The organism is Streptomyces sp. MBT53, from assembly GCF_016654115.1.
In the GTDB taxonomy this organism is placed as follows: domain Bacteria; phylum Actinomycetota; class Actinomycetes; order Streptomycetales; family Streptomycetaceae; genus Streptomyces.
This window is the reverse complement of sequence record NZ_JAEQAZ010000099.1, coordinates 22,149-33,363: the sequence shown is the minus strand read 5'-3', so window position 1 is coordinate 33,363 and position 11,215 is coordinate 22,149. Positions and strand designations below refer to the sequence as shown.

The following is an 11,215-nucleotide window of genomic DNA, read 5'->3' as shown; positions in this document are numbered from 1 at the left end:
GTGCGGGAGTTCTGTGGGCGGGCTGTGCTCGGGTGGGTGGACAGTTTTCGCTTCGGCGTTCCTGACGGCTACTCACCCGCGTGACAATTTCCGGGGTTGTTAGAACTGACGTCACGTCACATCGTGGGCGGATACCCGGGTGAAGCGGCTGATTCGGGGCGCCGACGCCCTCGTACCACCAAAGCGCCGCCGACCACGGCCAGAACGAATCCGGCCACAGCGGTACCGATCGGCAACGACTGTCCCACCAGGCGCAGTTGACCGCTCTCCTTCTTCGCGAGTTTCACCTGTTCCTTCTGCGTGGCCGTGGTGAACGCGAGCTTGTCGGCGTCCAGGAGAAGCACCGCGTCGTAGGAGTGGCCGGGGGCGCGCAGGGTGCGGCGGGGGCCGGTCTGGGCGTAGATCACCCGGCCGGTGCGCTGGTCGACGACGAGTTCGATGCCGTGGTTGGAGTACCACTCCTCGGCAAGGATCTGGGGGGAGTTGGGCTGGTCGACGAGGCTGCCGGGTACCAGGCGGGTGCCGATCTTCGTGGGCGGGACCGTGCCCTTGAAGACGTAACCCGAGTAGCCCTGAACCTTCTTGGTCCCCGCGTAGCGCAGAGTGACCGTCCCGCCGAGGGAGTTGTCCCACCACTGGTACGGCCGTTTCCGCACGTCGAACGGGAACTTCAGATAGGCGTCGCCCTCGAAGTACGGGTTCTCGTGGCAGCAGTGCACCGGCTTGTTGGTCTTACGGTCCGTGACCCACCGGTTGGGGAAGAACTCCAGCGCGTCGTGCGGATCGGCGGCCGGCAGGGACTTGTCGGTGTCGACGGTCGTGGTCACGTCCCACACCGCGTCCCCGCTCTTCTCGCTGTCCGCGACATCGCCGCGCACCTGCTGGGTGACGGTGATCCGCTTGTCGTCGACGGTCCGCAACTCGCCGGTGTCGAAGTAGCTTCCGGTGCCCCGGTAGACGGCGGTCGTGTCGATGTCGATCGGCGTCACGGCGGCCCGCGGTTCGACGTACCACGCCAGCAGTGGCGCCAGGACCAGCAGAAACGTGCCAAGTCCCAGGAGAATCAAAGAGAATGGAGAGGCTGTACGGCGCATCCGGACACTCCAGTGAATTCGGTGAAGGAGTTCGGGCCGGCCCTTGGGCCGGGAACCGTAGGCGCCCCTTGACGGAGTGTCAATGTCTGCCGACACTGGGCCGACGGGCAGGGGCGGACGACCTCGGGACAGCACCTCGGGACAGAACCTCAGGACAGAGAGGCCGACCCTGCGATGTCCAGACTGCTCGCCGCCGTACTCACCCTGGCGCTCGCCGCCGCCCTCGCCGTCGGCGCCGCGCTCGGCATCGTCGCGCTGCTCGACGCCAGGCCCGACCAGCCGAACACCCCGCTGATCACCTACGAGCAAGCGGATCAGGGGAGTTGACCCCGTGCCCGCGCGCCCGGCGGGCGTGACCGCGCGCTCGGCGTGGCTCGACGTGCCACGCCTCCAGGTGCGCGAGTTCGCCGCGATCGCCATGGCCGAGGCACCCGCGCTCGCCGAGGAGATCCTGCGCGAGATCCGCCGCGAGCACCCCCAACTGCCCCTGGTTCTCGACGAGTCGGGCGAGCCCATGGCGCTGATCGGCATCCGCCGCGCCATTGAGGTCTTCGTCCAGCACCTGGAGACCGCCGAGGGCCGGCCGACCGTACCGCCGGGCGTCTTCCAGGAGTTCGGGCGCGGCGAGGGCCTGCACGGCCGCAGCCTCGACTCGCTCCAGGCGATCTACCGCATGGGCGTGCGGCTCGCCTGGCGGCGCTTCGCCGAGATCGGCCAGCGCGTCGAGATCCCGCCGCCCGCGATGTACGAACTCGTCGACGCGGGCTACGAGTACCTGGACGGGCTGGTCGACCAGTCCGTGCGCGGCTACGCGGAGGCCGCCGCGAGACAGGCCGGGGAGCGGCTGCGCCTCCAGCGGCGGCTGATGGAACTCCTCCTCGCCGAGCACCACCGCGGCGACCCGGCCGAGGCCCTCTCCGAACGCGCCGCCCGCATCGGCTGGCCGCTGCCCGACAAGGTCTCCGTCGGCGTACTGCTGCGCCCGGCCCGCGAGGCGGTCGCTCCCGCCGTGGGCCAGGAGGTCCTGCTCGACATGGAGTACGAGCAGCCCCGCATGGTCGTCCCGGAACCGGACGCGGCCGGCCGCCCCGAGCTGCTGCACCGCGCGCTGACCGGCTGGGCCGGCGCGATCGGGCCCCCGGTGCCGCTGGCCGACGCGGTGAAGTCGGCGCGCTGGGCCGAGGCCGCCGTAGGACTGATGGAGCGGGGGCTGTTGCCGGCCGGAGGGGTCCTGTACTGCACCGAGCACACCGAGGCGCTGGTGCTGCTCCAGCCCGAGGAGCTGATCGACGATCTCGCGCTGCGGTGTCTCGCGCCGCTCGCGCACTGCGGGCCGACGCACGGGCGGCGGCTCGCGGAGACCCTGCTGGCCTGGCTGGAGACCCGGGGCGGGGCGCCGGAGGTGGCCGCGCGGCTCGGTGTGCACCCGCAGACCGTGCGCTACCGGCTGCGCCAGATCCGCGAACTCTGGGGCGGCGAGATCGACGATCCCGACCGGCGCTTCGAGCTGGAACTCGTCCTGCGGGCCCAGCGGTTGCGCGGCGCGCTGGGTGATCCAAGGGCCCGGCGGTAATCGGGCGATCACCCGACCATTGCCCGTGCAACCCTCTATGGCTAGCCTGTGTTCGTTATCCCGATCGTCAGTTGAAATTTCGAACACGCCAGTCGATTCGACTCTAAGAAGGGGGCCGGTGTGGGACGCCTCGTACCTGCCGTGACCCGGGCTCTCGACATTCTTGAGCTCTTCCTCGACGGGGACGGGACGCTCTCCGCCCCCGACATCGTGCGCAAGCTGCAACTGCCGCGCACCACCGTGCACGAACTCGTCACCACTCTCTCCGCCCGGTCCTACATCGTGCCCGTGCCCGGACAACCCGGACGCTACCGGCTCGGAGTCCGTCCGTACCAGCTCGGGAGCCGATACGCCGAGCAGCTCGACCTCGCCGCCGAGGGCCAGCAGGTCGCCCGGTCCGTCGCCGAGACCTGCGACGAGACCGTGCACGTGGCCATCCTCGAAGGCACCGACGTCATCTACATCGCCAAGGTCGACTCCACGCACGCGGTGCGCATGGTGTCGGCGGCCGGCCGCCGGCTGCCCGCGCACTGCACCTCCGTGGGCAAGATGCTGCTGGCCTCCCTCCCCGAGCCGGAACTCACCGCCCGCATCCCGGCCGGCACGACGCTGGTCGCGATGACGCCCAACAGCATCGTCGAGCCGGACGCCCTGCGGGAGGCGCTCGCCGAGATCAGGCGGCGCGGGGTCGCGGTCGAGAGCCGCGAGTCGAATCCGGACGTGTCCTGCGTGGCCGCGCCGGTCCGCGACCGCACCGGGCAGGTCGTCGCCGCGCTCTCCATCTCCGTGCCCATGATCCGCTGGAGCGACGAGCGGCGCGACGAGCTGGAGCAGCTCGCCGTGAAGGGCGCGGCGGAACTGTCGGAGCGACTCGGACACCGGAGCGTGGCATGACGTACGAAGTGGCGGTACGGGCCGAGGCCACCCTCGGCGAGGGGCCGACGTGGGACGCGGCGGCCGGGCGGCTGATCTGGATCGACATCCTCGGCTCCAGGGTCCATACGTACGACCCCGCGACCGGCGCCCGCACGGTCCGCGTGACCGAACAGCACGTCGGCGCGGCGAAGCCGCGGGTCGGCGGGGGGCTGGTCCTCAATCTCCGGGACGGGGTCGGGCTCGTCGATCCCGACGGGGAGTTCCGGTGGCTGCACCGGGAGCCGGTGCCGGGGCGTCGTGCGAACGACGCGGCCGTGGCGCCGGACGGGGCGCTGTGGGTGGGGACGATGCGCTACGACGAGGCGGCTTGCGGCGGCACGTTGTCCCGGATCACCGGGGACGGATCGGTCCAGCTGGTCCTCGACGACGTGGCCGTCAGCAACGGGACCGGGTGGAGTCCGGACGGGCGGCTCATGTACTACATCGACTCGCCCACGCGGCGGATCGATGTGTTCGAGTACGCGGACGGGCGGGTCTCGAAGCGGCGGCGCTTCGCTGAGATCGAGGACGGCGCCGGGTTTCCCGATGGGCTGACTGTCGACGCGGACGGGTGTGTGTGGGTCGCGCTGTGGGACGGGGGCGCGGTGCGGAGGTACACGCCGGACGGGGAGTTGGACCGTGAGGTTCGGCTGCCTGTTCCGTTGGTCACCGCGTGTGCGTTCGGCGGTGCGGACTTGACCGACCTGTACGTCACCACGGCGCGCGTGGGGCTCAACTCCCCGCACCCTGTCGCCGGTTCGCTGTTGGTGGTGCCGGGGGCGGGGAAGGGGTTGGCTCAACCGGCCTTCGCGGGCTGAGAGTCGGGGTGCTGACGACCGGCCCCCGGCGGGCGCTGCCTTCGGGCCACCGTCGGCTCAGGCGGGAAGTTCCGCGACGCCGAGGGCGAAGTCCCAGCCTCCAACTCCGTTGCGGGCGAGGCCCATCGTGAGCAGTCCCGCTCCTTCCAGCCAGTGCGCCATCTTCAGGCCGCCGGTGTCCATCGGGCGCATTCCGAGGCTCTTGATGAACTCCTCCACGCGCGCCTTGGCCCGCGCGTCGTCGCCGGCGATGAAGATGTCGGGCCGGCCGTTCTCCAGGACGTGGCGGAAGACGGTGTTGAATCCCTTCACCACACTGGCACCGGCCGGGGCCACCTTGGCGGCTTCCTGCGCGATCGAGGTGGCCTCGCGGTGGGTCAGACCGTCGAGCGCGGCATCGAAGGAGTTGCTGATGTCGACGACGACCTTGCCCGCGAGGGCGTCTCCGTAGTGGGCGACGGCCGGAACGACACCCTCGGCCAACAGGGCCATGATCACGATGTCCCCGGCCGGGACGGCGCCCCACTGTCCCGTCGTGGTGTCGCCGCCGAGTGCCTTGGCCAGGTCGGCGGACTTGGCGTGATCGCGGCCCATGACCTCGACGGTGTTGCCGCCCGCCACCGCCAGCGCGCCGATGGTGCGGGCCATGTTCCCGGTGCCGATGATGCTGATGCTGCTCATGAGGTGTGCTCTCTTCTTGTAGTCACCTGGTGTGCCGGTTCAGATCGCCGTGGTGCCGCCGTCGGTGGTCAGTTCCAGCCCGTTCACATAACTTGAGTCGTCCGAGGCGAGGAACAGCGCGACCGCCGCGATCTCCTCGGGGCGGCCCATCGCGCCCCGCGGGATCAGGGACTCGAACTGCCGCTTCGTCTCCTCGTCGAACAGCTCCTCCTGTTTGGCCGTGGCGACCTGACCGGGGGTCAGCACGTTCACCCGGATCCGCCGGTCCCTCAGCTCGTTCAGCCACACCCGGGCCCAGGCCTGCTGTACGGCCTTGCTCCCCGCGTACACGCTCCATCCGGGGAAGCCCTTGAGCGAGGCGTTCGACCCGGTCATGAGGATCGAGCCGCCGTCGTTGAACAGCGGCAGCGCCTTCTGCACCGTGAAGAGCGTGCCGCGTGCGTTCAGCGAGAACGTGCGGTCGAACTGCTCCTCGGTGATCTCGCCGAGCTTGCCCTGCTCGCCCGTGCCGGCACTCGCCCACAGCACGTCGATCGAGCCCTTCTCCCGCCGGACCGTCTCGTAGAGGCGGTCCAGGTCGTCTAGGTCGGCCGCGTCACCCTGTACGGCGGTCACGTTCCGGCCGATCACCTCGACGGCGTCGTCCAGTGCCTTCTGCCGTCGGCCCGTGATGAAGACATGGGCCCCTTCCTCGGCGAACAGCTTCGCGCCGGCCAGCGCCAAGCCGGTCGACCCGCCCGTGATCACCGCAGTCCTGCCGTCGAGCTTTCCCACGATCACTCCTTTGTACACCGAGCTGTGTACTTAACGTAGGCGACGGTCGAGCGGGAGCGCAAGCTATGTACACCGATCAGTACCGAACCGGGCTACGATGGAGTCATGACGAAGGTGGAAATGGGCCCTCAGGGCCGGCGCCGCGGCCGGGGCGCGCGTGAGCGCATCCTCAGTGCGTCACAGCGGCTGTTCCGCACTCAGGGCATCAACCGCACCGGCATGGACCAGCTCTGCGCGGAGGCCCAGGTCTCGAAGCGCACGGCCTACCAGCACTTCGCCGGCAAGGACGACCTGGTCGCCGAATACCTGCGCCGATTCGATCCCGAGGTCATGGCCGCAGTGTTCGACCGCACCGACCTCACGCCCCGCGAACGGCTCCTCGCCGTCTTCGAGTTGCCCGCGTCCGGCTCGGACGAACTCACGCCCCTGTGCCCGTACATCGAGGCGGCCGTCGAGATCCACGACCCCCGGCACCCCGCGTCCCGGTACGCACGCGACTACAAGCTCGCCCTCGCCGCGCGGCTGGCCGCGGCGGCCCGCGAAGGCGGCGCCGCCGATCCCGAACAGCTCGGCGAACAGCTGGCGTTGCTCCTCGACGGCGCCTCGGCCCGCACCCGGGTCCTCAACGCCGAGTCCTTCCCCACCGCCGCCGCCATCGCAGCCGTCCTCATCGACAACGCCCTCCCCGCGACGGACCGGGACCGGGCAAGCGAAAGCTAGGAGCCCGCCAGGCCGGCCAGTGTCTTCCGTTCCGACGGAGTCAGCGGCGGGCCCGAAAGGGGAGGCAGGAGTGGGCCGTTGAGAGCGGCCAACAACGTGCCCGGCCGCATCAGCGTGGACGCGTCCGCCTCCATGCTGGTGACCGCTGCCAGTGCTGCCGCCGCCTTGTAGGAACCCGTTGCCGACTTCAGGAGGCGGCGGGAGTAGCCGGTGATCAGGCGGTCCGCCCTGGTGGGGTCGGGGCCCTTTGTCGCGGGGTACCAGACGTCCTGGCCGACCGCCAACGCCCAGGCGCCCTCCACGGGGGTGGCCACTCCGCGCTGGACCTTGGCGGCCAGGCCGGGGGCGGTGAAGCCCTCGTGGTCCAGTTCGCGGGAGAGTATTCGGGCGCCGAGCGCGGCCACCGACATGCCTTGTCCGTAGACCGGGTTGAAGGTGGCGAGGGCGTCGCCGAGGACGACCAGGCCGTCGGGCCAGTCCCGGACCTTCTCCAGGTAGCGGCGGACGTTCTTGCTGCTGTGGCTGGTGTGGATGTCCGTGAGGGGTTCGGCGCCGGAGACGAGGCGGCCGAGGATGGGGTCCGGCAGGTCGCGGATGTACTGGAGGAAGCCGTCCGGGTCGGCGGGCGGTTCGCCGCCGCGGGTGCCGGCGAGGCTGACCATCCAGCGGTCGCCCTCGATGGGCAGGACCATTCCGGCGCGGCCGGGCCGGGACTCGTACGGGTTCGCCTGGAGGATCGTCAGGGGGAAGTGTTCGGCGCCCTCGGGGCGGCGGTAGATGCGGGTCGCGTTGACGAGGCCTGAGTCGACGGTCTTCTCGTCGATGCCGGTGACCCCGAGTGCTCCGAGCCAGCGGACGATCCGTGAGCCGCGGCCACTGGCCTCGACCACGAAGTCGGCGTCAAGTTCCGTGATCCCGGCGTCTGTCGAGATGCGTACGCCGGTCACGCGCCGGGCGTCGCCGAGGAGGTCGAGGCCCCGGGCCGTACGGATCTCGGTCTTGGTGTTGGCGAGGACCGCCGAGCGCACCACCCAGTCCAGCAGCGCGCGGGTGCAGGTGAGCATGTGGGGGCCCTCGTGGCGCCAGCGGTGCAGCCAGCCCTCGGGGGTCAGGGCGAGCATGCCCGAGGCGAGGGAGATCTCGTGGGCGCCCGCGGCGAGCAGCTGTTCGCGCACGCTCGCGCCCGGCACCAGATCCTCGATCGCGGCCATGCCGCCGGACATCAGCAGATGGGCGTGGCGCCCCTGCGGGAGACCCTTGCGGTGTTCCGGTCCGTCGGGCAGCTCGTCCCGGTCCAGCACGATCACCTCGTCCGTGTGGACGGACAGTGCGGCGGCGGCCAGCAGGCCGGCCAGTCCGGCACCGACGACGACAGCTCTCCGCGGCATGGGTCTCCTCAAGTCAGCCTGGAAACAGGGGTGTTTGCGCAACCGTCGATCAGCGCGGGGTGGCCTTCACCGTACTCTCCGGTACGGCCTTGGCGAGCCTCGACCGGGCGAGTGCCCGGGCCAGCTCGACCAGGCCGCAGGTGTCGGAGACCTCGGTGGCGTAGAGGCGGTAGGTGCTCGGCGTGCCGAAGGGCTCCTCGCGGGCGGCGGCGCGGCGGGCGGCGTCGGCCACCATCGCCGCCTCGGCCGCCACCCGGGCCTCGTGCGCGGAGCGGCCCTCGTGCAGGGCGGCGTCGCGGGTGCGCTCGCGGACCCGGTCGTCGAAGTACGGGGCGAGCGCCAACAGGCCGTCGTGTATGGACACTTCACGCCAGTGCAGCCGCATCCGGGGCAGCTGCCAGAGCGCGCTGGGCGGCTTCGGGGCGAGCGACGCGAACCGGACCTCCGTCCACAGCGGGCCCAGCCCGCGCAGCGCGCCCAGGTCGCGCCAGTGCGCGCGGACCGTCGGCAGCAGCCTCGGCAGGGCGAAGCCCGCGGAACAGGTCAGCGCGGCCAGCGAGGCCATCGGCGGGGCGATCCCGGTGGAGAGGAAGTCCAGGTCGTGACCGGTCCAACGGGCCACCACCGCCGTGTACTTGACGAGCTGGAAACCGACCACGTCCAGCAGCGTGCCGACCAGGATGAGCCGCAGACCGGTCCGCAGCAGACCGGTGACCTCCCGGGCCCAGGTCACGCACACGGAGCACATCGCCAGGGTGGCCGCGCTGTGCCCGAGCAGATAGAGCACGATCATCTCGCGCATGTAGGGCGTGTTCGCGTAGTACGTGTCGAGGTCGGTGAGCCGCTCGGTGCTCGCGTCGGCCAGCATGAACAGCACGACGATGGTGACGATCAGCGCGCCGTAGGCGGCCATGCAGCGCAGCACCATGCGGCGGATGCGGGCGGGGGAGCCGCCCCGCCAGTGGATCAGCAGGATCAGCAGGGAGCAGCTGTACGCGGAGATCATGCCGTAGGTGAGGGGGGCGCCGAAGTTCGGGACGCCGGTCAGGCCGTTGACCGCGCTCAGGGTCGTCGGTGCCGCGCAGACGAGGCCCAGGGACCCGAGCACGATCGCCACGCAGGTGGACACCGTCAGCGGATCGCGCGGGAGGCTTAACGGGTGGCGCAGCAGGACCGTGCAGGACAGGCCGAAGACGGCGGCGGCGAGATACACCATGAGGCTCATGCCCGGGTGCTTCCTTCCGTCGTGCCGGTGCGGACCCGGGCGACGAGCGGGGACCGGGTCAGCGCGTCGGCTATGTGCACGAGGAGGGCGGTGCCGGGGGCCCGGTCCTGGAGCAGGTCCGGTGCGTCGGCGGGTGCGCGGTGCGGCTCGCCGGTGCGCTCCTCGACGACGGCCGCGGCGACGACCGCCGCCCACGCGGTCGCCTCGGCCTGCTCGGCCCCGCCCGCGGTGCGCGCCGCGGCCTCCAACGTCCGCTCGTACAGGGCCCGGTCGAAGAACACGTCCAGGTGACCGAGCGCGTTGTGGATGCTGGTCTGCCGCCACACCAGCCGGGTCGCGGGGGAGGAGAGGCGCGGCCGGGGCAGTCGTAGCGCACGGCGGGTGAGGAGTTCGGCCAGTTCGTGTTCGAGCGGTTCGAGCCGGGCGTACGTCCGCCGGGCCTGCCGCCGCTGGGTCAGCCGGGGGCCGGCCAGCGGGATCAGCACACCGACGACGATCAGGACCGCGCCCAGTCCGGCGGCGGCCGGCGAGACGGTCGTACCGAGCTCCGTCCAGTCCCGTCCGAACCAACGGGCGATCACCGCCGCGAACTTGGTCAGGCTGTACCCGGCGCCGCACAGTGAGCCGATGCCCAGGGTGACCAGCCCGGCGCGGAGCCAGCCGTGCACCTGCCGGGCCCAGCGCAGCGAGGACACCGTGGTGACACTGACGGCGGCGAGGTGCCCGGTCAGATACAGCACGATCATCTCGGCGGTGAACGGGGTCGTCGCGTAGTAGGTGTCGAAGTCGGTGCGGCGCTCCATGGGGGTGTGGCCGAGCGCGAACATCACGGCGATGCCGACGAGGACGATCGTGTAGGCCACGATCCAGCGGCGGGCGGTGCGGTGGACGTGCGGTCCGCCCCGCCAGTAGACGATCAGGACCTGCGAGGACGCGCTGTACGCGGTGATCGACGCGTAGGTCAGCGGCGCGGCGAGGTTGGGGACGCCGCTGAGGTGGTTGATCGCGCCGACGGTGGGCGGCGCCCCGAGGAAGAAGCAGGCCCCGGCCAGCGCGAGGAGCACGCAGATGACGCGGAGATAGGGGTCGCGCCAATGACGTATGAGATCCGGGGCCTTGACCAGCATGCCCAGCCACAGCAGGCCGCAGCTGAGGTAGTTGATGAGGCCGCTCATTTTCTGGTCCCGCGGTAGTTGAGGGCGGCGCCGATGCGTCCGGCGACGCCCTGCTGCGTACCGTCGTCGGGCTCGGCGGGGCCGTACGGGGAGTCGGCGCCGGCCGCGGTCTCCAGCCAGGGGCGCAGCCGCCCGCTCATCAACATGCCGAACCGGTCCGCCTCTTGTTCGTCGGCGACGCTGAAGTCGGTGCGGGCGGCGACGGGTCGGGGGCCGCGCTCGGCGGTCAGCTGGGGGGCGCGCTCGGTGGTGCGCCGGTGCATGTGCCACACCTCGTGGCAGAAGATCACGATCTGGTGCCAGGCGGCGGCCCGCTTGTCGATGACGATGACGTCGTAGGTGTCGCCCTCCAGCCACAGTCCGCTGGCGGTGTGCGGCGGGAACACCTCGCGGCGCACCACGACTTCACGTCCCCGCCAGCGGATGACGGAGTCGACCAGCGCGTCGAACAGGGCCTCGGGATCGGCGGGGACCGGGACGCGCATGGGGTCGATGAGGGCGCCGGCGAGCCGCCTCATCTCCTTCTTGGTGCGCACCGCTGCAATATGCCAGGACATACGTCGACTCAGCCACCTCACTGTCGCCGCGGCAGCGGGAAACCGTCACCACGTCGCACGCTCCCTCGTCTCGCCGCCCGCCGCACAGCCGGTCCGAGGTTACGCGTCCACAACTGCCGTCGTCATGTCGTCCGGTGGCCGTTGTGGGACCGGGAACGACCGCTGTGTCCGGAAATCGACGCCGTGAATGAACGTTGCACTGTGCTCAACCCATTGACGTGGACGCGCTTCGATTTTAGCGTCCCGTTCGAAGTTACGAGCGCTATGCGGTATTTCGAACATGATGGGACTCCTA

Annotated in this window: 12 protein-coding genes; 5 read left to right on the top strand and 7 right to left on the bottom strand. The window is 70.8% G+C overall.

Features of this window, described 5'->3' with window-relative positions; genetic code table 11:
* Window positions 1–116: 116 nt before the first annotated feature.
* On the bottom strand, window positions 117–1,094 hold the full coding sequence (locus JHN45_RS30700; RefSeq protein ID WP_201051868.1) for a DUF3068 domain-containing protein: 978 nt from the start codon (window positions 1,092–1,094) through the stop codon (window positions 117–119).
* A 174-nt stretch (window positions 1,095–1,268) separates the two neighbouring features.
* On the opposite strand from JHN45_RS30700, the gene JHN45_RS30695 reads away from it, so the two are divergent.
* The 4 genes from JHN45_RS30695 to JHN45_RS30680 all read left to right on the top strand — a co-directional run bounded on the left by JHN45_RS30695 (window position 1,269) and on the right by JHN45_RS30680 (window position 4,400).
* Window positions 1,269–1,421: a hypothetical protein gene (locus tag JHN45_RS30695; RefSeq protein ID WP_200716288.1), complete on the top strand. Its 153-nt coding sequence runs from the start codon at window positions 1,269–1,271 to the stop codon at window positions 1,419–1,421.
* Window positions 1,422–1,425: 4 nt separating this feature from the next.
* On the top strand, window positions 1,426–2,667 hold the full coding sequence (locus JHN45_RS30690) for a helix-turn-helix domain-containing protein (protein ID WP_307783232.1): 1,242 nt from the start codon (window positions 1,426–1,428) through the stop codon (window positions 2,665–2,667).
* 120 nt (window positions 2,668–2,787) lie between these two features.
* The gene (locus JHN45_RS30685) at window positions 2,788–3,561 is read left to right on the top strand and encodes an IclR family transcriptional regulator (RefSeq protein ID WP_200716287.1); all 774 of its coding nucleotides are present in this window, start codon (window positions 2,788–2,790) and stop codon (window positions 3,559–3,561) included.
* Window positions 3,558–4,400 (top strand): SMP-30/gluconolactonase/LRE family protein, encoded by an 843-nt coding sequence (locus JHN45_RS30680; RefSeq protein ID WP_201051866.1) that lies wholly within the window; start codon window positions 3,558–3,560, stop codon window positions 4,398–4,400. The genes JHN45_RS30685 and JHN45_RS30680 overlap by 4 nt, the downstream gene beginning before the upstream one ends.
* Before the next feature lie 57 nt (window positions 4,401–4,457).
* Here the strand turns inward: JHN45_RS30680 and JHN45_RS30675 are convergent, their stop codons facing one another.
* Complete coding sequence (locus JHN45_RS30675; protein WP_201051864.1) at window positions 4,458–5,081, bottom strand: NADPH-dependent F420 reductase; 624 nt, start codon at window positions 5,079–5,081, stop codon at window positions 4,458–4,460.
* A gap of 39 nt (window positions 5,082–5,120) precedes the next feature.
* On the bottom strand, window positions 5,121–5,855 hold the full coding sequence (locus tag JHN45_RS30670) for an SDR family NAD(P)-dependent oxidoreductase (protein ID WP_201051862.1): 735 nt from the start codon (window positions 5,853–5,855) through the stop codon (window positions 5,121–5,123).
* 105 nt (window positions 5,856–5,960) lie between these two features.
* On the opposite strand from JHN45_RS30670, the gene JHN45_RS30665 reads away from it, so the two are divergent.
* Window positions 5,961–6,575, top strand: coding sequence for a TetR/AcrR family transcriptional regulator (locus tag JHN45_RS30665; protein WP_201051860.1), 615 nt, complete (start codon window positions 5,961–5,963; stop codon window positions 6,573–6,575).
* Here the strand turns inward: JHN45_RS30665 and JHN45_RS30660 are convergent.
* Genes JHN45_RS30660 through JHN45_RS30645 form a run of 4 tightly spaced genes read right to left on the bottom strand, consistent with a single transcriptional unit; the run spans window position 6,572 to window position 10,899 of the window.
* Window positions 6,572–7,963, bottom strand: a complete 1,392-nt coding sequence (locus JHN45_RS30660; protein ID WP_201051857.1) for an NAD(P)/FAD-dependent oxidoreductase — start codon at window positions 7,961–7,963, stop codon at window positions 6,572–6,574. The two genes, JHN45_RS30665 and JHN45_RS30660, sit on opposite strands and share 4 nt — an antisense overlap.
* A 49-nt stretch (window positions 7,964–8,012) precedes the next feature.
* Entirely contained in the window at window positions 8,013–9,188 is a 1,176-nt protein-coding gene (locus tag JHN45_RS30655) for an MAB_1171c family putative transporter (protein WP_201051848.1), read from the bottom strand.
* Entirely contained in the window at window positions 9,185–10,363 is a 1,179-nt protein-coding gene (locus JHN45_RS30650) for an MAB_1171c family putative transporter (RefSeq protein ID WP_201051847.1), read from the bottom strand. The genes JHN45_RS30655 and JHN45_RS30650 overlap by 4 nt, the downstream gene beginning before the upstream one ends.
* The gene (locus JHN45_RS30645; RefSeq protein ID WP_307783231.1) at window positions 10,360–10,899 is read right to left on the bottom strand and encodes a toxin; all 540 of its coding nucleotides are present in this window, start codon (window positions 10,897–10,899) and stop codon (window positions 10,360–10,362) included. The genes JHN45_RS30650 and JHN45_RS30645 overlap by 4 nt, the downstream gene beginning before the upstream one ends.
* Window positions 10,900–11,215 lie beyond the last annotated feature (316 nt).

Excerpts from the sequence above, each read along its gene's own strand:
- JHN45_RS30700 (WP_201051868.1), bottom strand. The coding sequence starts at position 1,094 with ATGCGCCGTACAGCCTCTCCATTCTCTTTGATTCTCCTGGGACTTGGC.
- JHN45_RS30695 (WP_200716288.1), top strand. The coding sequence starts at position 1,269 with ATGTCCAGACTGCTCGCCGCCGTACTCACCCTGGCGCTCGCCGCCGCC.
- JHN45_RS30680 (WP_201051866.1), top strand. The coding sequence starts at position 3,558 with ATGACGTACGAAGTGGCGGTACGGGCCGAGGCCACCCTCGGCGAGGGG.
- JHN45_RS30675 (WP_201051864.1), bottom strand. The coding sequence starts at position 5,081 with ATGAGCAGCATCAGCATCATCGGCACCGGGAACATGGCCCGCACCATC.
- JHN45_RS30665 (WP_201051860.1), top strand. The coding sequence starts at position 5,961 with ATGACGAAGGTGGAAATGGGCCCTCAGGGCCGGCGCCGCGGCCGGGGC.
- JHN45_RS30660 (WP_201051857.1), bottom strand. The coding sequence starts at position 7,963 with ATGCCGCGGAGAGCTGTCGTCGTCGGTGCCGGACTGGCCGGCCTGCTG.
- JHN45_RS30655 (WP_201051848.1), bottom strand. The coding sequence starts at position 9,188 with ATGAGCCTCATGGTGTATCTCGCCGCCGCCGTCTTCGGCCTGTCCTGC.
- JHN45_RS30650 (WP_201051847.1), bottom strand. The coding sequence starts at position 10,363 with ATGAGCGGCCTCATCAACTACCTCAGCTGCGGCCTGCTGTGGCTGGGC.